The organism is Pseudomonas paraeruginosa PA7 (genome assembly GCF_000017205.1).
GTDB lineage: Bacteria > Pseudomonadota > Gammaproteobacteria > Pseudomonadales > Pseudomonadaceae > Pseudomonas > Pseudomonas paraeruginosa.
Window position 1 is genome coordinate 4,920,759 of record NC_009656.1, and the last position, 22,244, is coordinate 4,943,002.

The window sequence follows — 22,244 nt, forward strand, 5'->3', positions numbered from 1 at the left end:
TGGCCGACCGTCGCGACCGACGCTAAGCTGAAAGGCATCTGTCGGATCGACAGTCTTTCCCGCATGGAGCAAGAGAAAGCGCCGATGAAGAGACCCCTTGCCGTACTGCTGCTGGCCTTCGCCGTCGCGGCCGTCCAGGCGGCCCCCGCCAGCCCGCCGAACGCGCCGCTGCCGCCGGCGGACATCAAGGCCCGGTTGAAGAGCATGAAGCCCGGCGAATACCTCTGGTATCCGGAGGTATCGCCACAAGGCCCGGTGACCATCGTGGTCAGCCTCACCGAACAGAAGGCCTACATCTATCGCAACGGCATCGCCATCGGCGTCAGCACCTTGAGTTCGGGGAAGAAGGGCCGGGAGACTCCTACCGGGGTATTCTCGATCCTGCAGAAAAGCGTCGACCACAAGTCCGATCTCTACAACAGCGCGCCCATGCCCTACATGCAGCGCCTGACCTGGGACGGCATCGCCCTGCACGCCGGCAACCTGCCCGGCTACCCCGCTTCCCACGGCTGCATCCGCCTGCCCATGGCATTTGCCAAGAAGCTCTACGGCATCACCGGCTTCAGCTCGACCACGGTGATCATCTCCGATGCCAGCAGCGCGCCGAAAGAGGTCGACCACCCCGGCCTGCTGGCGCCGACCGTGGCCGACGGCCGTCCGGTGACACTGCCGGTGGAGCCTGGCGAGATCGCCTGGAACGACCCCGGCGCCGAGCGCGGCCCGCTGTCGGTACTGATCAGCCGCGCCGACCAGCGCGCCTACGTGTACCGCGGCGGCCAGCGCATCGGCACCGCGCCGGTACAACTGCCGGCACGCCCGCAAAGCGGCATGGCGGTGTTCTCGCTGCTGGAAAAACCGACCCGGGCGGAAATCGAGGAAACCTCGCCGAACCTGCGCTGGTCGGTGGTCCAGGTGAGCAATCCGGGGCATGGCCTGACGCCCTCCGAACAACTGGGCAAGATCCGCATGGATCCGGCCTTCGTCCGCGAGATGCTCGGCGCCATGGATGTCGGCAGTACCCTGGTGATCACCGACTGGGCCTCGACCCGGGACACCCACAGCGACTCCGATTTCACGGTGATCGCCACGGAAACCCCGAACAATCCGACGAAATCGCTTAAAAAGTAGTCGGCAAGTTGTTCAAAAATCGAGCACAATGCCTCTCATCCGGTAAAAACCACACTGAACCGATGGGAATACTGCTCGTATGCCAACCTTCCTCCGTGCCGCCCTGCGCAGGCTGAGCCTGGCGGGCGCCACCCTTTGCGCACTGGCCAGCCTGCCGGTGTTCGCCCAGCCCCTTCCTTCCGCCAAGGACCTTCAGGAACTCGCCCCCCGGGCCAGCCTGCCAACCCTCGAACTGGCCCTCACCGCCTATGCCTGCGCGAGCGCCAGCCAGGGCGGCGACAACGGCCTGCTGACGGTGATCGACTACTCGCGGCCATCGCGCGACAAGCGCCTCTGGGTATTCGATCTGAAGGCCCGCAAGCTGCTCTTCGAAGAGTGGGTGACCCACGGCAAGAACAGCGGCGACGACCTCGCCACCTCCTTTTCCAACCGGCCGAACAGCTACCAGTCCTCCATCGGCCTGTTCCAGACCGGCCAGCTCTATACCGGCAAGCATGGCCAGTCGCTACGCCTGGTGGGCCTGGAGCCGGGCTTCAACGACAAGAGCGAAGAGCGCGCCATCGTCATGCATTCCGCCGCCTACGCCGATCCCAGAGTGGTCCCCGGACTCGGTCGCCTCGGCCGCAGCCAGGGCTGCCCTGCGGTACGCCCGGCCGTAGCCGCGCGGCTGATCAACACTCTCAAGCGCGGCAGCTACCTGTTCGCCTATTACCCGCAGCCGAAATGGCTGGAAACCTCGCGTTTCCTGACCCCGCAGAGCTGCGCCGTGGCTCGCGCGGCCCGCACGCCGGAAGTGATCGCCAGCCTGCTCAAGTAGCCCGCCGGGGCGGGAACGCCCCGCTCCTCGAAAACGCAGCGCAGGGGCATCCGCGTGCGGCAACTCGTCGGATTCCCTCCCCTCCACCCCTTTTCAAAAGCGAAACAGGCTTGCGGTGCCGCACGCCTGCTGCTTAACTGACGACCACGTTGTGACCGACCAGTCACGAACGACTTCCAAGAAAGCCCGCGTATCTGCCCGCGCTTCGGCGCAGGCCTTTCCTGCCCGGCCGAACAGCCGTATCCCCATGACCTGAAAGGGTTTTTGGACGATCTCCTTTTGGCCAGTAAGTCGTTGAAAATTAAGAGTTTGTTAAGTTACTCCGAATGACATCCAACTGTCATTGGGAGGCGCTTTCATCTGCCCATGAGCAATTTGACTTCGCCGCGACAAGCAGGTCGCCGCGTTCCCATCGAACGATTCCAGGAGGAAGCGACATGAGGCCGGAAACCGCCATCGTCGAGATTCACGGGCAACACCGCGTCCACACCGAGTTCTACGGCAATCCCGCGGCGCAGCAGACCATCGTCCTGGTCAACGGCTCGCTGTCGACCACCGCGTCCTTCGCCCAGACCGTGAAGTACCTGCAACCACACTTCAACGTGGTGCTCTACGACCAGCCCTATGCAGGGCAGTCCAAGCCGCACAACGACAACCGGGCGCCGATCAGCAAGGAATGCGAGGCCGGGATCCTGCTGGAACTGCTCGAGCATTTCCGCGCGGAGGTGGTGATGTCCTTTTCCTGGGGCGGCGTCGCCACCCTGCTCGCCCTCGCACAGCGTCCGGGACGGGTGCGCAAGGCGGTGGTCAACTCGTTCTCGCCGCTGCTCAACCCGGCCATGCTCGACTACCTGCACCGCGGCCTCGACTACCTCGCCGCCTGTGATCGAACCCAGGTCGGCAACCTGGTCAACGAGACCATCGGGCGCTACCTGCCTCAGTTGTTCAAGCGCTACAACTTCCGCCACGTCAGCGGCCTCGACGAGCACGAGTACCGGCAGATGCACTTCCACATCCGCGAAGTGCTGCGCCTGAATGCCGGCAGCTACACCGAAAGCTTCGCCGGCATCGAGATCCCGGTGCTGTTCATGAACGGCGAGCTGGACATCTACACCACTCCCCACGAGGCCCGCCAGTTCGGCCAGCTGATCCGCGCCGCGGAATTCCACACCATCCGCAACGCCGGCCATTTCATCGACGTCGAGCACAAGGCCGCCTGGCAACAGACCCAGGACGCCCTGCTGGCCTTCCTTCGTCCACAACACGCAAAGCCGCTCAACCCGATCTACCGCCCCCTGCCCAACGGCGCCAGCGTCCCCCTTGCCGCCCTCGCCAGTTGACCACCGCCCGGGGAGCCCCGCTCCCCGGACGGAAAAAACCAGCCACATCAACAAAAAAACCGCCCCGGGCTTCACCTGCCGCCACGCATCTGGTAAAAAGGCGCCCTGGCCGCAAAAGCCGTCCGAGCGGGCGTCGTATAATGGCATTACCTGAGCTTCCCAAGCTCATGACGAGGGTTCGATTCCCTTCGCCCGCTCCAGAACATCCTGTCAAGCCCCTGAAATGCCTAGCGTTTCGGGGGCTTTGCTTTTTGGGGGAAGGAAAGGTGTCGAAGAAGTGTCGAGGCGCATTCAGCGCTACATGCTCAGGAGTAGAAAGCCATCACTCGATTGGCCCCACCAAGCAATAGCGGATCAATTGTTGCTCAACGCTCTGCTTCTGTCGCAAAACCAAGATCACTGCCACCTCGCCTTGCTCTTCGTGGAATTCGTAAAAAACACGATAGGGGCCGGTATTAAGCTCGCGATAGCTCAGCACCCCCAGAAGACTCGCCTGCTGGCTGACTGGGTAACCTTTAGGTGCAAGTGAAATCTTCTCTTCAATCTCATCCAAAAGGCTCAGTACTGACTGGAGTGCAGCCTGTTCACCTTGGAATGGAGCCAAGTGGTGGACTTGGTCTTCGATGCTTTGCTCTGCGGTATCAGTAAAACGAATGACGACCGGGGACATTAAACCTCCTTATTCTGGCTGAGCGAACCTCCTGGAAAGGCGAGCTTTCAAATCATCAACAGAGCGATGCTTGCCTTCTGCGTACTGGCGGGAGCCAATCGCAAGCAACTTCACCAGCGCAATTGCTTCATCGCGCTGCTTCCGCTCAGCATATGACTCAACCACATAGGCAGGAACACCGTTCTGCGTGACGACCATTGGCTCGGATAAATCCAGGTCAGCCGCATGACGTTTCAAATAACTAATTGTCTCGACTCGCATGAGCCGGTACCTCCATTGCTGTGGGAACACTTAAGGCCTGGAACTCAGGTTCTACGGTGTTCGAACTCCACCACGCTCCATATCCAGGCGACGAGTGGGATTCGCGCGTCGGCAGTCTGTCTACCGTCGGCTCCAACATCATAATCCGAATTCAGACCGAATTTGAACCACCTCAAGTCTATTTTTCTTTCCCTCTGTCGACCCCCGCAGCCTTCAACCTATGAGCGGGTTGAATCGAACAGCCTCAGATAGGTGGTCTTGGGAGAGGTGCGCATATCGCATCGTCATCGACAACGAGGCATGCCCCAGGATGTGCTGTAACGTCACGATGTGCCCGCCGTTCATGATGAAGTGACTGGCGAACGTATGGCGCAGTACGTGGCTGGCCTGCCCCTTCGGCAGCTTGATCGAGGTCGACAGCTGTAGTGGTCAACCCATCCCGGACAGTGGGTTGAGTTTTTCTTCGGCCACCGCAGGCGGTAGCCCGTCGTTGAATTGATGCGGCCTGATCCAGTTGTAGCGGTGCATCAGGTAATGACTGATGTCCCGTTGGGCCTCCTGCGCCGTCAGGTAGCCCGTTGACGGGACCCACTCCGACTTCAGACTGCGGAACAGGCGCTCCATCGGCGAGTTATCCCAGCAATTCCCCCGACGGCTCATGCTCTGCTGCATCCGATAGCGCCAGAGCCGTTGCCGAAACAGGCGGCTGGCGTACTGGCTGCCCTGGTCTGGATGGAACAGCACCTGCTGTGGCCTGCCGCGCTGTTCGTAGGCCATGTCCAGGGCCTTGATCACCAGCTCGGCATCCGGCTTGGCCGAGAACGCCCAACCGATCACCCGCCGGGTATGCAGATCCAGCACCGCGGCCAGGTAGTGCCAACGGCCTTGCGCCCAGACGTAGGTGATGTCGCCACACCACACCTGATTGGGATGCTCGGTCGCGAATTCGCGGTTCAGCCGATTCGGGATATCCGGCCGCTCAACCGTGGCCTGTTTGTAGGCGTGCGAGCCCGGTTGCTTGCTAACCAGGCCCAGCTCACGCATCAACCGACGCACTCGGAAACGGCCGATGGTCACGCCCTCTTCGCGCAGCATGCCCAGAATGCTGCGGCTGCCGGCCGAGCCCCGACTCTGGCTGAACAACTGGTTGACCTGGCTGCGTAGCGCCACGCGGCGAGCATCGACACGCCGCCGTCGAAGACGGTGGACGTAGTAGCAAGACCGCGCCACATCGAAAGCTGAACAGACCACTTCCACCGACTCCTGCTCACTCAACTGGTCTATCAGCGCGTACGATCGAGTTCGTCCGACATCAAGAGAGCGGTAGCCTTTTTTAATATCGCTTTCTCCCGCTCCAGCCGGTTGATCCGGGCTTCCAGCTCCTGGATCTTTTGCTGCTCAGGCGTCAACGCCTTGCTCTTCGGGGTCACACCCTGGCGCTCCGTCTCGAGCTGCTTCACCCAACGGCGCAAGGCCGAGTCCACCCACCCCCAGCGAACGGCAGGCGTCGATATGGCTGTAGCCTTGGTCCAGCACCAAGGCGGCAGCCTCTCGTTTGAACTCGGCGGAAAACGTACGTCGTTGCTTGCTCATCAGACACCTCTCTCACGGCGAGGATTCTCGCCTAAATCGGTGTCCGGGATCAGTAGACCACTACACCCTGGCGATTGCCGCGAACTGCGCAGACACGTTCCCCCAGGCGGACGTTTGATCAGAGGCTGAACCAAGGACATGGACGGATTCAGCCTAACTCACCTCGGACAATACTCTCTTGGACAGATTCGCATGAGGTGCCCTCAACGATCATGAGCATTTGCCAAGATGCGCGCTGCCATGTCGTATCAGAATATTTATCAGCCGCACCTATCACGGCACCGGATCCCTGAAAGCTCGATAAAAGGACGTCGATTCAGGAAGCGCTCCGGTAGCACATGCCCTCCATGTCCGAGAAGCTGCCATGACGCGCTCGCAATGGCAGTGGCATCTCATGCCACCTGGCAAGGCGGGCATAGACCGACAACGGACAGCCTACATCATCAGCAAATACACCTGCTCCAACTGGTCCAGGTCGATATCCAGGGGCAGCGGCAACGGCACTTCACCGATATGCTTCTCACTGGCGAACCGCCCCTGCGCCAGTGCCCGCGCGGGGGCGTTGAGGGCCAGGAAGTCGCCTTCGGCGTATTCCCAGAAATTCAGAGGGGAGCGGCCCGAGTAGGTTTCGTTCCAGCAGGCGACGTACGAGCGTTTGCCCAGAACCTTCGGCCGGCAGGAAACGTAGGGATCCAGGTAGACCTCGTGGGTCAGGTACATCAGAGTCAGCTCATCGATCCTATGGACCGGGACTTCGCTGACCTCTTGCGCCTCCTCGGGCGCTCCCATGGCCATACCTCCGCCGATGAAAAGGAAAGCAACCACGACCAACAACTTCAACACGACGAAACCTCGCCTGAAAAGCGCAGAGATTACGCCGACAACTTTTCAAGTATGCGAACAGGGTAGCCCGCAACGTTCACCCCTAAAGCCCGATATCAGGCAATTCCTACATGACGGAAAGTACCGACCGGCCCCACACCCGACAGGTCCCTCCGCTCAGCGCTAATTCACGATTTACCGCGACAAGCTTTTTTAGTAATTTTCTGTAGGAAAAACTCTCCGAAAAAACCTCCTCATTTCCGTTCGATACCGATTTCAACCAATGTGCCTTCGGTGACACACGGCTGCCGATCGGCCCGCTACCGTGTCCATCCGGAACTCGCTGCGGCGGCACTGAACCTGGGCACACCGTTGTTGCACAACGCAGATCGGTTGACGATCCGCCGCCGCGGTTGCCCGGGTTTAGCCAAAACCTGCCGGTCATCACCCTCGCCTCGACCAGATGCGGGCCGTATCTCGTCGCGGCGGCGACAGGCCTGGAGAGGGAGCAGCGCCAACATGCTGCGGCGCATGGCAGCCTCCCGGCCTGGTTGGCAATGGAACCGCGAGTCACCGCGGGAGAGGACGAACGCCCTCACAAACCGATGATCCCGGGACAGCGGCATGACGACGCAGCCACTGCCTTGTCGTCGCCTCGTCCGCTCGGCTAGACTGTCGCCCCATAGTCACCTCCGTGACTGCCCCTCCCCGTTCCGAGGCTTGCATGCTGGAGATAGTAGTCATCCGATAACCGCCGCTTCGTCGCCTTGCACGAGGTGTCGCCGGTTATCTGCCTTCGCCATGGTCCGCATGCGCCTGTTCGCGCCGTGCGACCGCGTTGCCATACCGATGACTACAGGTTCTCCCGACATGAACGTTTCCAAGCCGGAACAACGGACCCTCCACGCCTTGGCCCAGGGTGGCCATATCGCTTTCTTCCGCGACGCCTCGGGCAAGGTCACCCAGGTCGAATGCTACAACCGCGACGGCCATCTCCTGCTCGACTGTACCCTGGCGGTGTTCGCCAGGCTGAAGAGCAAGCGCCTGATCCACTCCAGCCAGGGCCGGCCCTACCGTATCTCGATGGCCGGACTGAAAGCCGTGCGCCCGCAGGCGGACAATCGCTGAGTCCAATTCTTCTCCACCGCCCTGGCCAGGAGAAGGCCAGGGCCATGCCCGAGGAGTACACGCATGAACATCTCCATCCGTGCGGAGACCGCCGCCGACATCGATGCCATCGCCCGCCTGACCGAAGCCGCGTTCCGCCGGGCTACGCATGCCAGCCATACCGAGCAGTTCATCGTCGCCGCCCTCCGTCGTGCCGGCTCGCTGACACTATCGCTGGTCGCCGAGGGCAACGGCCAACTGTTCGGCCATGTCGCCGCCTCACCGGTGACCATCGACGGCGCACCGGGCGGCTGGTACGGCCTCGCACCGGTCTCGGTAGAGCCCGAATGGCAAGGACGCGGCATCGGCTCGCGGCTGATCCGCCAGTTGCTGGCCGAACTGCGCTCGCTGGGCGCGGAAGGTTGCGTGGTGCTGGGTGAACCGGCCTACTACAGCCGCTTCGGCTTCCGCGCTGAAAGTGGCCTAGTGCTGCCTGGCGTTCCCGCCGCTTTCTTCCAGGCACAGTCCTTCGCTGGAGCGGCGGTCCGGGGAACGGTCGCCTTCCATCCCGCCTTCGACGCTACCGGCTGAACCGAAGCGCCAGCGCCCGGGCCACCGGGCGCCTGTCGCGGCGTTCAATCGAACAGGGGCCCTCCTGGACCAGTTCGATCCCGTAGCCAGCCGCCCCCAGAAAGGCGTTCACGCGGTGCCTCATCACCCCGGCCTCGCGGAACACGCGGGCCCAGCGCCCTGGCGATCTCTTCGCCTGCGCGCCGGAAGGCTTCGTCGCACGGTTTGCCTCGCAACAGCACGACCTCCATGCCACTACGGTCGTCGAACTGGACTCCAGAAGCATCCACTTCGCCTGGCGCAAGCAACAGGCTTCACCGCTTGTCCTGGGCTGCACCGACAGCATCGGCGCGGGTTGACGCCGGCGCCGCGCAGCGCAACACGCGTACGGCGGGAAAAACGGCAACAGCGGAACCACTGCACAGACCGGAGAAAAAACCGCTGGCCGCCAGGCCTGGCGGCGGCCACGGAAGTACCCTCGCGGCCGATTGCCGAGCCGATCCCCTGCCTGCCCACCGGGCTTTCCGACGAAAGACCTTGATTCGCCGGAGGCAGAACCGTCTCCGCTAGACACCCCTTCAATCCTGTGCACGGGCACTGTCCGTGCGCCTCGGCGAGATTTGCCCATAGAGCCATCACCTATGACTGCGACAGACAGAACGCCCCCGCCATTGAAATGGCTTTGCCTCGGCAACCGTGACGCGAACGACGGATTCGAGCTCTTCGCCCACGGCATCTATGCGAGGAACGGCGCGTTGGTCGGCAGCAAGCTCTCCCTGCGCGAACGCCGTCAACGGGTCGACCTGTCGGCCTTCCTCTCCGGCGCCCCACCATTGCTCGCCGAAGCCGCGGTGAAACACCTGCTGGCACGACTACTCTGCGTCCACCGACACAACACCGACCTCGAACTGCTGGGCAGGAACTTCATTCCCCTGCATGCCAGCAGCCTGGGCAATGCCGGAGTCTGCGAGCGTCTCCTGGCCTCGGCCAGGCAGTTGCAGCAGCACCAGGTCGAGCTGTGCCTGCTGCTGGCCATCGACGAGCAGGGCCCCGCCTCGCCGGAATATCTCGCCACCCTGGCCCGTCTGCGCGACAGCGGCATGCGCATCGCGCTGCATCCACAGCGCATCGACACCGACGCCCGCCAATGCTTCGCCGAGGTCGATGCCGGGCTCTGCGACTTCCTGGCGCTGGACGCCCGCCTGCTGGCGCCCGGCCCGCTGACCCGCAACCTGCGCCAGCGCAAGAGCATCGAATACCTCAATCGTCTGCTGGTGGCACAGGACATCCAGATGCTCTGCCTCAATGTCGACACCGAGGAACAGCACCAGCAGGCCAACGCGTTGCCCTTCGCCTTTCGCCACGGCAGGCACTACTCGGAACCGTTCCAGGCCTGGCCGTTCAGCGCCGGCACCTGAGCGCCAGCGCCGTCCGCCAGCCGTCACGCCGCGCTGGCCCGTCCCCTCGCCAGAGGCTACCCTTGAGCGCTTCGACGGACAGGGACGCCAGGTCATGGGCAATTATTTCGCGAGTAGCTTCAGGGGCAAGCTGCTCTCGGAGCAAGTCAGCAATCCGAACATTCGGGCGGGGCGCTACAGCTACTATTCCGGCTACTATCACGGGCATTCCTTCGACGACTGTGCGCGCTACCTGATGCCGGACCGCGACGACGTGGACAGGCTGGTCATCGGCAGCTTCTGTTCGATCGGCAGCGGCGCCACCTTCATCATGGCCGGCAACCAGGGACAGCACGCCGGGTGGGCGTCGACCTTTCCCTTCCATCTCATGCACGAGGAGCCGGCCTTCGCCAACGCCGAGAACGGTTACCTGCCGGCGGGCGACACGGTGATCGGAAACGACGTCTGGATCGGCGCCGAGGCGATGTTCATGCCGGGCGTGCGGGTCGGCCACGGGGCGATCATCGGCAGCCGCGCGCTGGTGACCCGTGACGTGGCCCCTATGCCACCGTCGGCGGCAACCCGGCGCGGACGCTTCGTAAACGTTTTTTCGATAGCGATATCCGGCACCTCCTGGAAATGGCCTGGTGGGACTGGTCGCTGGAGGAGATCGAGGCTGCGATTCCGCTGCTCTGCGCCGCGGTTATCCCGGCCCCGTACCAGCACTGGCAACGGCGGTGAGCAGAGGCCCGATGCCCGCAAGCATGATCCGGAGGGTTTTTCTCGGCTCCACAGGCATATCCTCCAGGCTCCAGGCGGTATACTGTCGCGATACCCGGGTATCCAGGCATGCATGCCAGAGCCTTTCCGACGCTGGCGTGCCTCCGCTGAAAGGGGTCCGCTGATTTCTCGGAAGCTTCCCGAAGACCGACCGCTGGAACATTCGCAGGACTTCCTGACCGGCGCGCCGCCCGGGGCGGTCGCCGTGCAAGACGAGTGACAAGAACGACACATGATTGCAGAAGCCACTTCCAGCAAGCCCTCAGGCACGACGGATACCCCCCTGGTCTCCGTCGTCGCGCCCTGCTTCAACGCGGAAAAGTACCTGGAAGAAGCCCTGCGGAGCATCTATGCGCAGGACTACCCGAATTTCGAAGTGATCATCGTCGACGACGGTTCCACCGACGCCAGCTATGCCATGCTGGAACAGCTGCAGGCCAGCTACGGCTTCCAGCTCTACCGCCAGCGCAACCAAGGCGTCAGCGCCGCGCTGAACTTCGGCCTGCAGCATGCCCGCGGCGACTACGTCGCCACTCCGGACCTGGACGACATCATGCTGCCGCATTCGCTGAGCGTACGCGCCGAGTACCTCGACCAGCACCCCGAGGTCGGCTGCGTCGGCGCCCTGGTCATCTACATCGACAGCGAAGGCCAGGAAACCAAGCGGCAGAGCAGCAACCGCATCCGCCAGCTGGACTTCGACTACCTGCTCGGCAACGCCTATGTCTGCGGCGCCCCGGTGTCCCTCTACCGCATGGAAGCCCTGCGCGCCGCCGGCTTCTACGATCCGCAGATCAAGGTCCAGGACTTCCAGATGACCCTGCGCATCGCCAGCCAGGGCTACCAGATCCACAAGCTGCCGGTGCTGGTCACCCGCTACCGGCGCCACCCCGACAACCTGTCGCGGCGCTACAAGGTGCTGCTCGACGCCGACCTGCGCACCATCGAGCCCTACCAGTCGCATCCGGCCTACGAGCGCGGCCGCACGGAGCTGGTCAACAAGGCCCTGAAATACGCCGTGGTATCGGACAAGAAGCATGCCTGGCAACTGCTCCGCTCGCTGCCCCTGCGGCAGTGGAACCGCACCACCTTCCGCCGTCTGAAGCGCTTCCTGCTCCATCACGAGACCACCTGAGGCCCGCCGCGCCTGCCAGGGTGGCAAGGTAAACCAATGAGATTCCTGGAAAAACTGAAAAAACGCAAAGAGCGTAAATACTTCCGTGGCTGGGAAAAGATCTTCAAGGCGCCCGAGAAGATCCGCCTCGCCTATCCCGGCTACGAGGTCGGCGTGGGCACCTATGGGATCCCCGAAGTCACCGAGTTTGGCGACAAGTCCACCCTCCGGATCGGCGCCTACACCTCGATCGCAGCCGGCGTGAAGATTCTTCTCGGCGGCGAGCATCACACCGACTGGCTCACCACCTATCCCTTCCCGAAGATGATCGACGAGGTCGCCGACATCCCCGACAGCACCACCACCCGGGGCGACGTGATCATCGGCAGCGACTGCTGGATCTGCACCAACGCGCTGATCCTCTCCGGCGTCACCATCGGCCATGGCGCGGTGGTCGCCGCCGGCGCGGTGGTGACCCGCGACGTGCCACCGTTCGCCATCGTCGGCGGCAACCCGGCCCGGCAGATCCGCTGGCGCTTCGAGGAAGACGTCCGCGAGGCCCTGCTGGCCTCGGCCTGGTGGGACTGGCCCGTGGACGAGGTGAAGCGGGTCGCCAGGACCCTCTGCAGCACCGACATGCCGGCCTTCCTGCGCTACATCGAGCAACGCAACGGCTGAGCCGCGTCGGCGGAACAATCGCCGGCGATGGGCTATACCTCCCCGATACGTCATGTTTCGAATCCGTGCCCGGCTCCGGGCACGCCGGTCGCGCCTCGTCCGCGGCCGGTCTTCGGGGGAGTCTGAATGAGCGCGCTGCACGATATCGAGGGAGCCCGCCTGCTGGCCCTGTTCGCCCGCCGGGAATTGTCGCCGAGCGAGTACTACGAGCATCTGCTGGAGCACATCCAGCGCTGGGAACCGCACCTCAACGCCCTGTACCGCTTCGACCCGCAACGCGTCCGCGAACAGGCCGCGGCGGCCACCGAGCGCTGGCGCAAAGGGCAACCGCGGGGCCCGCTGGACGGACTGCCGGTGACCATCAAGGAACTGATCGCCACCGCCGGCGAGCCGATCCCGCAGGGCAGCGCCGCCACCGCCGCTCAGCCCGAGCCCCGCGACGCGCCACCGGCGGCGCGACTGCGCGAGGCCGGGGCAATCGTCCTGGCCAAGACCACGGTACCGGACTTCGGCATGCTTTCCTCGGGTATCTCCAGTTTCCACGGGATCACCCGCAACCCCTGGAACCTGGCCAACAACACCGGCGGCTCCAGCTCCGGCGCCGCTGCCGCCGCGGCAGCCGGCTACGGGCCGCTGCACCTGGGCACCGACATCGGCGGCTCGGTGCGCCTGCCGGCCGGCTGGTGCGGTCTGGTGGGCTTCAAGCCGAGCCTTGGGCGGATTCCCATCGACCCCTACTACACCGGCCGCTGCGCCGGCCCCATGACTCGTGGCATGGACGACTGCCTGCTGCTGATGCGCCACCTGGCGCAGCCCGACGCCCGCGACGCCACCAGCCTGCCGCCACAAACGCTGGATTGGAGCGCCGAGCCGGTCTCGGTTCGCGATCTCGAGATCGGCCTGCAGCTCGACCCCGGCTGCGGCCTGCAACCGGACGCGGAGATCCGCGCGGCGGTCGAGGCCGCGGCACGGCTGTTCGAGGAACAGGGCGCGCGGGTCCGCGTCGTCGAGCCGCTGATGGACCGCGCCCTGCTGGACGGCCTCGACGACTTCTGGCGCGCCCGCCTGTGGAGCGAACTGCTGCGTCTGGACGAAACCCGCCGGGCCAGGGTGCTGCCCTACATACATGCCTGGGCCGAGGGCGGCGCGCGGGTCAGCGGGGTCGACGCGGTACGTGGCTTCAACCAGACCTTCGAGATGCGCCGGCGCGCGGCCAGCCTGTTCGGCGAGATCGACCTGCTGCTGACGCCGACCAACCAGGTCGGCGCCTTTCCCGCCGACTGGGCCTCGCCGCTGAACGACCCGCACCGGCCGTTCGAGCACATTGTCTTCACCGTGCCCTGGAATATGGGCGAACAACCCGCTCTCTCGATAAACTGCGGCTTCACGGCCGCCGGCATGCCGATCGGCCTGCAACTGGTCGCGCCGCGCTTCACCGATACCTGGCTGTTGCGCGTCGGCAAGACCTACGAAGGCTGGCGCGGTCCGATCCGCGCCTGGCCACGGCCGCCGGCGGACTGAAACCGGCTGCCGGTCGCTGCTCGGCGCCAGGCCCGAGTGTTTTCGTCGTCACTGCGAGAGGGCCTCGCCATGCACTCCCCCACCACAACCCCGGCGGCCGCCGAACCAGCCAGCCGCCGCAGCGTCTTCGCCGTGGTGCTCGGCAACGCCGTGGAATTCTTCGACTTCGGGGTCTACGCGACCTTCGCGGTGATGATCGGGCAGACCTTCTTCCCTTCCGACAGTGCCTTCGTCAGCCTGCTGCTGTCGGTCACCGCGTTCGCCGTCGGCTTCGTCATCCGTCCCCTCGGCGCGATTCTCATCGGCGCCTACGCCGACCGCGCCGGGCGCAAGCCGGCGATGCTCCTGACCCTGCTGCTGATGGCGCTGGGCACCGGCGGCATAGCCGTGCTGCCCGGCTACGACAGCATCGGCCTCGCTGCGCCGCTGCTGCTGGTGCTGACCCGCCTGCTGCAGGGCCTGGCCTGGGGCGGCGAAGCCGGCCCGGCGACCACCTACATCCTCGAAGCGGCGCCGCCGCACAAGCGCGGCACCTACGCCTGCTGGCAAGTGGTGGCGCAAGGTATCGCGGCGGTCGCCGCCGGGCTGATGGGCTACCTGCTGACCCTCTGGCTCGACGAGCGGCAGCTGCAGCAGTGGGGCTGGCGGATTCCCTTCGCGGTCGGCCTGCTGGTCCTGCCGATCGGCCTGTACATTCGCCTCAACCTGGCCGAGACCTTTTCCGGACGCGGCCGCCAGGCCAGCACCCGGAGCCTGCTCGGCGAGTTGTTCGGCAATCATCGGCGGGCCCTGCTGCTCGGCCTGCTGATCCTCTCCGGCAGTACCATCACCCAGTACTTCCTCAACTACATGACCACCTTCGCCCTCACCGAGCTGCACCTGCCGGCGGGCATCGCGATGCTCTCGACGCTGGTGGCCGGCGCCGCCCTGGCGCTGTCGGCGCTGCTCGGCGGTATCCTCTGCGACCGCTACGGCCGCCGCGCCGTGCTGATCCTGCCGCGCCTGCTGTTGCTCGCGGTGCTGTTCCCGGCTCTACAGGCAATGACCCGCCATCCCGAGGCGTCGACCTTCCTCGCCGTCCTCGCCCTGCTCTCGGCCCTGCATGGCATGAGCGGCGCGGCACTGATCGTACTGCTGGTGGAAAGCTTCCCGCGGGCGCTGCGCTCCACCGGTTTTTCCCTGGTCTACGCGATCGGCGTCGCCGCCTTCGGCGGCACCGCGCAGATCGTGGTGACCTGGCTGATCGGCGTCACCGGCAATCCGCTGTCGCCGCTGGGCTACCTGCTGCTGGCCAACCTGGTCTGTCTCGGCGGGGCCTGGCTGGCCCGCGAGACCTGGCCGGGTCGCGGAAACATGCGAAACGAGGCGCTGGTGGTGCGCGACTGAGAACTTGCGCGGTTCGTTCAAGCGCCGCCGGCCTGCCGCGAGCGACGCTGGGGACCTCATTCATCCGGAGGTCCCACCATGCAGTTCTTCCTGCGCTACGCCTACGCTCCCCTCTTCTGGTCCGGCTTCATCGGCCTGGCGGTCTGGCAGGTCGGCTATCGCCAGGCTTCCCACGCCTGGCTGGTCGCCCTGTTCCTCGTGGCGCTCGGCCTGTCCTTTCTCGCCGAACGACGACTGCCCTACCAGCCACGCTGGAACCGGCCGCACGCCGACCGCCTGCGCGATGTCCTGCACGCGTCGGTCAACGAAAGCCTGAACGCACTCGGCATCCTCGCCCTGCCACTGCTGGCCGGAGTCCTGGGCTTCTGGCCGGTATGGCCGCAGGCCTGGCCGCAGGCCTGGCCGCTGTGGCTGCAACTGCTCCTGGCTATCGTCCTCGCCGATCTCGGCATCACCCTGGTGCACTACGCCAGCCACCGTTCGGCGCTGCTCTGGCGGCTGCACGCGGTGCACCATAGCGTGCAGCGCCTGTACGGTTTCAACGGGCTGATGAAGCATCCCCTGCACCTGGGCCTGGAAGCGCTCGGCGGCACCCTGCCGCTGTTGCTGCTCGGCGTGCCGCAGACGGTCGTCGCGCTGCTCGCCTTCGCCATCGGCATCCAGTTGCTGCTGCAACACAGCAACGTCGACATGCGCATCGGCGGGTTGCGCCATGTGTTCGCCTGGGCACCGCTGCATCGCCTGCACCACATCCGCTACGGGCGCGCCGGCGACGTCAACTTCGCGCTGTTCTTCAGCGTCTGGGACCGCCTGCTCGGCACCGCACTCCATCGTCCCGGCTACCGCCTGGACAGCGCCGACATGGGCATCGGCGACCAGCCCGACTATCCCCGCGACTACACCGGCCAGTTGCTCGCGCCATTCCGCGACCTGCCGCGCCGCAGGTGCGTCCCGCAGCCGCCGGAAGGACTGGGGCGTTCAACCGGCCAGGCGTAGGTGCGGCAGCGACAGGCCGGCGCGGATGCCGAGCAGGCTGCGTACGCTGCGCGACAGATGCGCGGCATCGGCGAAGCCGGCGTGATGGGCCGCCTCGGTCAGGCTGCGCCCCTGCAGGGCCAGGGCGAAGGCCAGGTACAGGCGCCGCCAGAGCACCAGGCGGCGCACCGACAGGCCGACCTGGACGGCGAACAGCCGCTCCAGCTGGCTCAGCGAAAGACTGGCGCTGCGCGCCAGTCTTTCCGCCTCGACCCGCGCCACGAGTTGCTCGTCGAGCGCCTCCAGGGCCTTTTCGACGCGACGGTCGAGTCGTCGACGAGGCAGCCGCGCAAGCCGCCCCAGCAACGCCTCGGGCTCGCCGGGAGCGTCTTCGAGAAGCTGACCCAGGACTTCGCTGTCGAATGCCAGCGGCTCGACGTACAGCGCCAGCAACGACTGCGACGTTTCGACGCGATGAGCTTGCAGCGAGGGCACCAGCAAGCGCCGGGCCTCCAGTACCTGGCCGGCGAGGCGCACCCGCAGCGGCGTCTGCGCCAGCAGCAACTGGTGGGCATAGTGCGCGTGCTCGCGGGTGTCGCCGTTGATCCCGGCGAACAACGCATGGTCCCGCGCCAGCCAGACCTCGCCCTGCCAATGCCGCTCCGTCATCGCGTGTCTTCCGTCAGCCGTTCCGTGGCGAAACGGTGTCGGCTATGGCGGCGGCCGTCAAGCCCGCAATGTCAGCGTCCGAACCAGTCGCGCCGGTCGTCGAAGGCATGCTCGATCAGATCGAGCAAGGCACGGACCTCGGTGCGGTTCGCCGCCTCCGACTGCACGCTCAGCCAGACCTCGCGCCGCATCGGCTGGTCGAACACCTGCGGCAACGCCGCCAGGTTGCGTTCCAGGCGCCCGGCGTAGTGCGGCAGCAGGCCGATGCAGGCGCCCCAGAGGATCGCCTGTAGCAACAGATCGTGGCTCTGTACCTCGATCACTCCCGACTGCCGTGCCGCCACCCGCCGGTTCCAGGGTGCCAGGGCGGCGCTGGCGGCGTGGCCGTGGAGCTGCGCCAGCAGGTAGTCGTCCAGCTCGTCTTCGCTGGCCGGCCGCGTGCGCTCGCGCGAATAGCGCTTGCCGATGTGCGGCTGGTACTCCAGCTCGGCGATACGCGCCGGCGCCGCGTCATGGCCTTCCAGTATCGGATGCGGCTGGTCCGGATCGGCGATCCAGATGGCGATCTCCGCCGGGCCGGCGTTGCCCGGCCAGCCTTCGCGCAATTCGGCCAGCGCCACGCGCAGGTTGGCGTTCTTGCGCAGGTAGCCCCACAGCTCGCGGCTGAGCACGTCGTGCAGCACGCTCTCGGCCACCGCCAGGCGCACCAGCGGCTGCTGCCGGTGAAGATCGGCATGGCTGTGGCTGTCCTCGACCAGGCGCTGTCCCGCAGCCTGGAGCAGGCGGCCCTCGCGGGTCAGCGACAGGGCGTTGCCCTCGTGCACGAACAGGTGCAGGCCGAGACGCTCCTCGAGCCGGGCCAGGGTCTTGCGCAACAGCGTCGGCTTGACGTCGAGGCTGCGCGCGGCCTGCATGAAGCAGCCGCAGCGGGCGGTGACCAGGAAGAAATGCACCACTTCCAGGGAGCCGAACAAGTCGTGCCAGTAGGCACGGTCGTCGCGTCCCTGCGCGGGCCTGAGCAGTACCGGGCGCTGCCCGGCGGACTCCGATAGGGCCATGCTTCCTCGCTAGCGTCCAGGCATGAGGCGGATCCGCAGCTCGATCGGCTGCGGCATGTGGTCCGGCGGCGGCAGACGCAACGAGCGATCCATCAGGGCCCGCCGCAGTTCGGCGTCGATCGGTTCGGCATCGGCGCGCAGGCAGGCCAGGCCGACGATCCAGCCGCTGGCGTCGAGCCAGACTTGCAGGTCGATGTCGGTATTCGGCAATTGCCCCGCCGCGCGCCGCGACTCCAGGTAGGCTTGCAGCCGTGGCGCGACCTCGGCGTCCTCGCCGAGACGCTGCTGTACCTGCTCGCCGAGCCAGGCGGCATAGGCGATCCATAGCCGCTGGCGCTCGTCGCGAACCCGCTCGGGTTCACCGAACAACCAACTACGCAGGTGCCGCCAGCGACTACCGCGTGGCGCTCGACCCGTCTCCGGCGCGCGCTCCATCAACGCAGCTCGGCCAGGGTCTTGCCAAGCAGCGCGCCATCGATGCTCAGGGTGGCGTTGTTCACCAGACCGTCCAGGTAGGCTTTGGCGATCTGCTCCTGGCGTTGCGCGCGCAGGCTGGCGCGCAGGCGTTCGCGGACCTCGTCGAGGCTGGCGAGGCGGGGGTCGCGACGCTCGGTCAGCTTGACCAGGTGAAAGCCGTTGCCGCCCTGGATCGGTTCGGATACTTCGCCCACCTTGAGCCGTTCCAGCGCCGGGCGGATCGCCGGCAGCAGCTGCGCCTGCGCCAGCAGTCCACCGATATCGCCGCCGTTGCGCGCGGTCTGCGGGTCATCGGAATACTTTCGCGCCAGCTCGGCGAAATCGCCGGTGGCGGCCTGCCGGTAGAGTTCCTGGGCGCGCTTGCGCGCCTCGGCCGGGCCTCCAGCGGTGGCGGTGGCGATGAAGATCTGGCTGACCCGGTACAGCGCCGGCACCCCCAGTTGCGCCTTGTTCGCCTCGTAGGCGTCGTGCAGATCGGCATCGCTGGGATAATCCTCGGGCACCGTGCTCACCGACTCCAGGTAGGTGCGCAGGACGATCTGTCGCGTGGCCGCGTCGATCAGCGTCTTCACTTCCGGTCGCTGTTGCCAATCCTGGGCGCTGGCCTGCTCGTAGAGCGCCTTCTCGGCGAGCCGCGCACGCATCCAGCGCTCCAGAGCGTCGCGGTTCTCGCCCAGTTGCGCACGGGTTTGCGCCGGTACCTCGGCCAGCAGAGCCTTCAGCTCGTCCGGCGCCACCTGCAAGGCTCCGAGGCGCGCCACCGCGGGCTCCGCGACGCCGCTGGCAGGTGGCTTGGCAAGCGCGGCCTGGGCCTGGCCCGCGCCGCCGTTCCCGTCCTGGCCGCAGCCGGCGAGGATGACGAACGCGAGCGCCAGGCCGCCGCAACGGTAAACCGGCCGCATAGGTTCAGGCCTCGCCATCGACGGACCGCGCGGCTTCCTGCGCCACGCCCTGTTGCTCGGCGGCCAGGCGGCTGTAGTCGCGCAGATAGGCGAGGAACTCCTGCAGCAGGCGGTCCCACAGCTCGACATGGCTGCGCAGGTTGGCCGGGCTGACGCCACCGGCGACGATCACGTCCATCTCCATCACCAGGAACTCGCCCTGTTGCGACAGGCGGCCGAAGCGCCGGCTGAGGTTCCAGCGCTCGGTCAGCCCGGCCGGCAGCTCGCCCTGCACGCGCAGGGCGCAACTGAAGGTGAAGTCGAGGTAGCTCGCCGGCACCGACGCCGGATTGCCGAAGCGCACCGCGTAGCCGATCCCCTGGCTGGCGCTGAGCAGTTGCACCACGCCGTTCTGTTCGCTGCGATTGACCCGGTAGCCGGCGTCCTGCAGGGCTTCGGTCAGGCTGTCGATGGAAAGGTGTTCGATCAGGGTGATATCGCTCATGTACGGATTCCTTGATTGCTCTGGAGGTTCACTGGGCCAGCGCCGCCTGGCGGTCGTCGACCTGGGTCTTGTAGAGGTCGTCGCCGAGCTTCTGCGCCATCTCTTCGAATTTCACCCGCGCACCGCTGGCGAACGGCTGGCGGATCTTCATCACCTCGGCGACGCTGACGTTCTCGTAGGCGCCGAGGATCTCCTTGGCCACGCCATACATTTCCCGGTTCTTCGCGGTGCATTGCTGCAACTGCCGGTCATGCTCGCGGAACGCCAGGTCGAGCTTCTGCCGCTCGGCCTCCTTGGCTCGCGCCATGACCAGCAACTCGTCGTAGGCCTGCTTGTACTTGCCCAGTTGCTCGTTGCTCGCCTCGACCATCTGCCGCGCCCGGTCGTGCAAGCCCTGTTGCTGGGCCGAGAGCTGCTCGGCCTGGCCCTTGGCCCGGATCAGCTCGGCGGTCAGTTGCCTGACCTGGGCCAGCGCCGCGTCGCGCTGGCCTTCCAGCGCAGCCTTGGCCGCAGCGGCCTGGGCCTGCTCGGTCTGCAGCGCCTGCAGCTGCTGGGTGGTGCTGCGCAACTGGGCGCGCAGGCGTTCCTCCAGGCTGTCGGCATAGGCCGCCTGGCTGGCGTAGGCGGCGAAGGCGGCCCCGGCGAGCAACGCCTGGGCCCAGATCGGCAATGAGAAAGGTCGCATGTTCATGGTCTGCCTCTTCATGGCCTGCCTCGGGGAGCGCTCAGAAGCGCGTATTGACCTCGAGCTGCAGGACGTCGATGGAGAACGGTGCGCCGTAGACTTCGTCGGAACTGAGCCAGCGCGCGGTACCGTAGACGCGCTTGTCGAAGCCGTAGCTGGCGCCGAGGATGTAGCCCTTGGCGTTGGTCCCGCCGAGATGGAAGGTGGAGTCGTTGAAGCCATCCGGCAGGGCGTCCGGCTGGATGTACTTATAGGCGGCGAACACCTGCCAGTCGCCGGCCTCGCGCATATCCAGGGCGTTGCCCAGGGTGAACTGGAGCATCCACGCATTCGCCCCGCTCTTGATGTCGCCATCGGAGCCGAGGTTGTTGGCGATCTGCGCCACACCACCGGCGCGCTTGCGCATGTCGCCCTCGTCGTAACCCAGGTTGTGCACGTAGTTGCCGGCCACCCGCAGCTTGAAATCGTTGGGCAGCTCGGCGTCCCAGCCCAGGTTCAGGTCGAGCAGGTTGAACTCCGAGGCGAGGCCGACGTACTGCGGGTTCGGCGTGTTCGCCGGATCGGCCGGGTTGGGCACGATGTCGCGCAGGAGGAACACCGTGTTGCCCTTCTGCATGAAGGTCGGACGGCTGCCGTCGGTATCGCACTCCGGCTGCCCGGCCCAGGGCCGGCAGGGGCTGGAGCGTTGCCCTTCGATGTCGTCGAAGCGGTAGTAGGCCAGCGCGCCGGTAAGGCTGTGCCGCGGGTTGATCTTCCAGGTGGCGCCCAGTTGCGCGCCGTAGAGCCATTTGTTGTCGCTGTCTTCCTTGTCGAAGCCGTTCGACGAGGCGGTGTCCGAGCTGTATTCCACGGGGAACGCACCGACCGTGCCGAACAGCGAGACATCGCGGCCCAGCGGCTGGTTGAAGATCGCCGCCACGCCGTCGAAGTTGAGGTCGCTGGAATACAGCAGGTCGGTGGACAGGAACGGGTTGGCGATCCGTCCGCCGGTCAGGCTCAGGCGCTCGCTGGGCTTCCAGGTCAGGTAGCCCTGGTCGAGCCAGAGGTCCTTCTTGCCGAAACCGCCGCCGAGGGTCTGGGTGGTCGATACCGGGTTGTTGTCCGAACCGGTACCGATGCGGATCCCGGCGCTCCAGCTTTCCGACAGCGCCGCCTTGAGGCCGAAACGCGCGCGCAGGCGCAGCAGGCTGTCGCGGTCCTCGCGGGTATTGAGCAACGGCGGCAGGCCGGAGCTGGTGTTCGGGTTGACGTCGTACGGGCCGTCGTCGTTGAGTTCGGCGAAGTCGGTGATCTGGTTGCTGTTGCCGTTGCCGAAGGAGCGCGACTCGTAGCGCAGGCGCACGTCGCCGTCGAAACTGATGCGCGAGGCCCAGTCCGGGAAGGCGTTGGGCTGCGCCCAGTTCTCCGCCTTGGCCTGGGTCATCACCTCGGCCTTCACCTCGTCGCGGATCTGGTCGCGCACCACCTGCGGGATATAGGGCACGCGGACCTCCCCGGGGACCGCGGCGACGGCCGCCGCGGGCGCCACGGCCTGGCGCGCCTGCTGGGCCTGCAGCGCCTCGGCCTCGGCCTGCCTGACCAGCGCATCGGCCTGGTCCTTCTTCAGCACGCCCTGCTGCACCAGCAGGCGGATCAGGTTGATCGTGGCATTCTCCGAGGGCGCCGGCGGCTGGGCCTGCGCCTGGCCGGCCAGCGCGGCGAGCATGACGCCCATCGCCAGCGCCGGTCGGTTCATTTTCGCGTTCATCTGTGTACGGCTCCTAAGGTCCTTCAAGGCAGTCGCCTGCCGGAAATCGTTCTGGGTTGGCGT

21 protein-coding genes, 1 tRNA gene and 3 pseudogenes are annotated in these 22,244 nt (G+C 65.8%); 13 read left to right on the forward strand and 12 right to left on the reverse strand.

Translation table 11 applies throughout. From position 1 onward, the window contains the following. Nucleotides 1–84: 84 nt before the first annotated feature. The 4 genes from PSPA7_RS22795 to PSPA7_RS22810 all read left to right on the forward strand — a co-directional run bounded on the left by PSPA7_RS22795 (nt 85) and on the right by PSPA7_RS22810 (nt 3,485). Complete coding sequence (locus PSPA7_RS22795) at nt 85–1,128, forward strand: L,D-transpeptidase (RefSeq protein ID WP_003151256.1); 1,044 nt, start codon at nt 85–87, stop codon at nt 1,126–1,128. Nucleotides 1,129–1,207: 79 nt separating this feature from the next. After that, nucleotides 1,208–1,945 carry a murein L,D-transpeptidase catalytic domain family protein gene (locus tag PSPA7_RS22800; protein ID WP_012077063.1) on the forward strand — a complete coding sequence of 246 codons (738 nt, stop codon included), beginning with the start codon at nt 1,208–1,210 and terminating at the stop codon, nt 1,943–1,945. Between the two features lie 437 nt (nt 1,946–2,382). After that, nucleotides 2,383–3,285, forward strand: a complete 903-nt coding sequence (locus PSPA7_RS22805) for an alpha/beta fold hydrolase (protein ID WP_012077064.1) — start codon at nt 2,383–2,385, stop codon at nt 3,283–3,285. Between the two features lie 126 nt (nt 3,286–3,411). Next, nucleotides 3,412–3,485 (forward strand) — tRNA-Gly (locus PSPA7_RS22810). Between the two features lie 122 nt (nt 3,486–3,607). Here PSPA7_RS22810 and PSPA7_RS22815 read toward each other — a convergent pair. From PSPA7_RS22815 to PSPA7_RS22835, 5 genes and pseudogenes are all read right to left on the reverse strand, one after another. Beyond that, a complete protein-coding gene (locus PSPA7_RS22815) occupies nt 3,608–3,955 on the reverse strand; it encodes a type II toxin-antitoxin system RelE/ParE family toxin (protein ID WP_003114156.1) in 348 nt (115 codons plus the stop codon). A 9-nt stretch (nt 3,956–3,964) separates the two neighbouring features. Beyond that, nucleotides 3,965–4,216: a type II toxin-antitoxin system Phd/YefM family antitoxin gene (locus PSPA7_RS22820; RefSeq protein WP_003114155.1), complete on the reverse strand. Its 252-nt coding sequence runs from the start codon at nt 4,214–4,216 to the stop codon at nt 3,965–3,967. A gap of 213 nt (nt 4,217–4,429) precedes the next feature. Next, nucleotides 4,430–4,636, reverse strand: a pseudogene (locus PSPA7_RS31845) (tyrosine-type recombinase/integrase); the annotation flags it as partial. A 9-nt stretch (nt 4,637–4,645) separates the two neighbouring features. Then, a pseudogene (locus PSPA7_RS22825) lies at nt 4,646–5,809 on the reverse strand (IS3 family transposase). Between the two features lie 435 nt (nt 5,810–6,244). Continuing rightward, a complete protein-coding gene (locus tag PSPA7_RS22835) occupies nt 6,245–6,652 on the reverse strand; it encodes a hypothetical protein (RefSeq protein WP_033996869.1) in 408 nt (135 codons plus the stop codon). Between the two features lie 849 nt (nt 6,653–7,501). On the opposite strand from PSPA7_RS22835, the gene PSPA7_RS22845 reads away from it, so the two are divergent. The 9 genes and pseudogenes from PSPA7_RS22845 to PSPA7_RS22885 all read left to right on the forward strand — a co-directional run bounded on the left by PSPA7_RS22845 (nt 7,502) and on the right by PSPA7_RS22885 (nt 16,180). Next, nucleotides 7,502–7,759 carry a YjhX family toxin gene (locus PSPA7_RS22845; protein WP_003148476.1) on the forward strand — a complete coding sequence of 86 codons (258 nt, stop codon included), beginning with the start codon at nt 7,502–7,504 and terminating at the stop codon, nt 7,757–7,759. A gap of 63 nt (nt 7,760–7,822) precedes the next feature. Then, complete coding sequence (locus PSPA7_RS22850; RefSeq protein WP_003148474.1) at nt 7,823–8,329, forward strand: GNAT family N-acetyltransferase; 507 nt, start codon at nt 7,823–7,825, stop codon at nt 8,327–8,329. Nucleotides 8,330–8,949: 620 nt separating this feature from the next. Beyond that, on the forward strand, nt 8,950–9,726 hold the full coding sequence (gene toxR, locus PSPA7_RS22855; protein WP_033996868.1) for a toxA transcriptional regulator ToxR: 777 nt from the start codon (nt 8,950–8,952) through the stop codon (nt 9,724–9,726). 94 nt (nt 9,727–9,820) lie between these two features. Beyond that, nucleotides 9,821–10,446, forward strand: a pseudogene (gene catB, locus PSPA7_RS22860) (type B chloramphenicol O-acetyltransferase). Nucleotides 10,447–10,717: 271 nt separating this feature from the next. Beyond that, nucleotides 10,718–11,620, forward strand: a complete 903-nt coding sequence (locus PSPA7_RS22865; RefSeq protein ID WP_003148469.1) for a glycosyltransferase family 2 protein — start codon at nt 10,718–10,720, stop codon at nt 11,618–11,620. 36 nt (nt 11,621–11,656) lie between these two features. Then, nucleotides 11,657–12,277 carry a CatB-related O-acetyltransferase gene (locus tag PSPA7_RS22870; RefSeq protein ID WP_003148467.1) on the forward strand — a complete coding sequence of 207 codons (621 nt, stop codon included), beginning with the start codon at nt 11,657–11,659 and terminating at the stop codon, nt 12,275–12,277. 126 nt (nt 12,278–12,403) lie between these two features. Next, nucleotides 12,404–13,798 (forward strand): amidase, encoded by a 1,395-nt coding sequence (locus PSPA7_RS22875; protein ID WP_012077070.1) that lies wholly within the window; start codon nt 12,404–12,406, stop codon nt 13,796–13,798. Nucleotides 13,799–13,867: 69 nt separating this feature from the next. After that, complete coding sequence (locus tag PSPA7_RS22880; protein ID WP_012077071.1) at nt 13,868–15,184, forward strand: MFS transporter; 1,317 nt, start codon at nt 13,868–13,870, stop codon at nt 15,182–15,184. Between the two features lie 78 nt (nt 15,185–15,262). Then, nucleotides 15,263–16,180: a sterol desaturase family protein gene (locus tag PSPA7_RS22885; protein WP_012077072.1), complete on the forward strand. Its 918-nt coding sequence runs from the start codon at nt 15,263–15,265 to the stop codon at nt 16,178–16,180. Here the strand turns inward: PSPA7_RS22885 and PSPA7_RS22890 are convergent. From PSPA7_RS22890 to PSPA7_RS22920, 7 genes are all read right to left on the reverse strand, one after another. Further along, complete coding sequence (locus tag PSPA7_RS22890) at nt 16,163–16,828, reverse strand: helix-turn-helix transcriptional regulator (protein WP_003157527.1); 666 nt, start codon at nt 16,826–16,828, stop codon at nt 16,163–16,165. The two genes, PSPA7_RS22885 and PSPA7_RS22890, sit on opposite strands and share 18 nt — an antisense overlap. 71 nt (nt 16,829–16,899) lie before the next feature. After that, on the reverse strand, nt 16,900–17,886 hold the full coding sequence (locus PSPA7_RS22895) for a LysR family transcriptional regulator (RefSeq protein WP_003157526.1): 987 nt from the start codon (nt 17,884–17,886) through the stop codon (nt 16,900–16,902). Between the two features lie 9 nt (nt 17,887–17,895). Beyond that, the gene (locus tag PSPA7_RS22900) at nt 17,896–18,321 is read right to left on the reverse strand and encodes a hypothetical protein (protein WP_012077073.1); all 426 of its coding nucleotides are present in this window, start codon (nt 18,319–18,321) and stop codon (nt 17,896–17,898) included. After that, nucleotides 18,321–19,265: a peptidylprolyl isomerase gene (locus PSPA7_RS22905; protein WP_012077074.1), complete on the reverse strand. Its 945-nt coding sequence runs from the start codon at nt 19,263–19,265 to the stop codon at nt 18,321–18,323. Before PSPA7_RS22905 ends, PSPA7_RS22900 begins: the two co-directional genes overlap by 1 nt. A 4-nt stretch (nt 19,266–19,269) precedes the next feature. After that, the gene (locus PSPA7_RS22910) at nt 19,270–19,749 is read right to left on the reverse strand and encodes a YbjN domain-containing protein (protein ID WP_012077075.1); all 480 of its coding nucleotides are present in this window, start codon (nt 19,747–19,749) and stop codon (nt 19,270–19,272) included. 28 nt (nt 19,750–19,777) lie between these two features. Next, on the reverse strand, nt 19,778–20,440 hold the full coding sequence (locus PSPA7_RS22915; protein WP_012077076.1) for a hypothetical protein: 663 nt from the start codon (nt 20,438–20,440) through the stop codon (nt 19,778–19,780). Nucleotides 20,441–20,474: 34 nt separating this feature from the next. Then, nucleotides 20,475–22,181 carry a putative porin gene (locus tag PSPA7_RS22920; RefSeq protein WP_012077077.1) on the reverse strand — a complete coding sequence of 569 codons (1,707 nt, stop codon included), beginning with the start codon at nt 22,179–22,181 and terminating at the stop codon, nt 20,475–20,477. Between the last annotated feature and the right edge of the window lie 63 nt (nt 22,182–22,244).

Excerpts from the sequence above, each read along its gene's own strand:
- PSPA7_RS22870 (WP_003148467.1), top strand. The coding sequence starts at position 11,657 with ATGAGATTCCTGGAAAAACTGAAAAAACGCAAAGAGCGTAAATACTTC.
- PSPA7_RS22910 (WP_012077075.1), bottom strand. The coding sequence starts at position 19,749 with ATGAGCGATATCACCCTGATCGAACACCTTTCCATCGACAGCCTGACC.
- PSPA7_RS22850 (WP_003148474.1), top strand. The coding sequence starts at position 7,823 with ATGAACATCTCCATCCGTGCGGAGACCGCCGCCGACATCGATGCCATC.
- PSPA7_RS22880 (WP_012077071.1), top strand. The coding sequence starts at position 13,868 with ATGCACTCCCCCACCACAACCCCGGCGGCCGCCGAACCAGCCAGCCGC.
- PSPA7_RS22875 (WP_012077070.1), top strand. The coding sequence starts at position 12,404 with ATGAGCGCGCTGCACGATATCGAGGGAGCCCGCCTGCTGGCCCTGTTC.
- PSPA7_RS22795 (WP_003151256.1), top strand. The coding sequence starts at position 85 with ATGAAGAGACCCCTTGCCGTACTGCTGCTGGCCTTCGCCGTCGCGGCC.
- PSPA7_RS22895 (WP_003157526.1), bottom strand. The coding sequence starts at position 17,886 with ATGGCCCTATCGGAGTCCGCCGGGCAGCGCCCGGTACTGCTCAGGCCC.
- PSPA7_RS22815 (WP_003114156.1), bottom strand. The coding sequence starts at position 3,955 with ATGTCCCCGGTCGTCATTCGTTTTACTGATACCGCAGAGCAAAGCATC.
- PSPA7_RS22905 (WP_012077074.1), bottom strand. The coding sequence starts at position 19,265 with ATGCGGCCGGTTTACCGTTGCGGCGGCCTGGCGCTCGCGTTCGTCATC.
- PSPA7_RS22890 (WP_003157527.1), bottom strand. The coding sequence starts at position 16,828 with ATGACGGAGCGGCATTGGCAGGGCGAGGTCTGGCTGGCGCGGGACCAT.
- toxR (WP_033996868.1), top strand. The coding sequence starts at position 8,950 with ATGACTGCGACAGACAGAACGCCCCCGCCATTGAAATGGCTTTGCCTC.
- PSPA7_RS22865 (WP_003148469.1), top strand. The coding sequence starts at position 10,718 with ATGATTGCAGAAGCCACTTCCAGCAAGCCCTCAGGCACGACGGATACC.
- PSPA7_RS22885 (WP_012077072.1), top strand. The coding sequence starts at position 15,263 with ATGCAGTTCTTCCTGCGCTACGCCTACGCTCCCCTCTTCTGGTCCGGC.
- PSPA7_RS22820 (WP_003114155.1), bottom strand. The coding sequence starts at position 4,216 with ATGCGAGTCGAGACAATTAGTTATTTGAAACGTCATGCGGCTGACCTG.
- PSPA7_RS22845 (WP_003148476.1), top strand. The coding sequence starts at position 7,502 with ATGAACGTTTCCAAGCCGGAACAACGGACCCTCCACGCCTTGGCCCAG.
- PSPA7_RS22800 (WP_012077063.1), top strand. The coding sequence starts at position 1,208 with ATGCCAACCTTCCTCCGTGCCGCCCTGCGCAGGCTGAGCCTGGCGGGC.
- PSPA7_RS22900 (WP_012077073.1), bottom strand. The coding sequence starts at position 18,321 with ATGGAGCGCGCGCCGGAGACGGGTCGAGCGCCACGCGGTAGTCGCTGG.
- PSPA7_RS22915 (WP_012077076.1), bottom strand. The coding sequence starts at position 20,440 with ATGAACATGCGACCTTTCTCATTGCCGATCTGGGCCCAGGCGTTGCTC.
- PSPA7_RS22920 (WP_012077077.1), bottom strand. The coding sequence starts at position 22,181 with ATGAACGCGAAAATGAACCGACCGGCGCTGGCGATGGGCGTCATGCTC.
- PSPA7_RS22805 (WP_012077064.1), top strand. The coding sequence starts at position 2,383 with ATGAGGCCGGAAACCGCCATCGTCGAGATTCACGGGCAACACCGCGTC.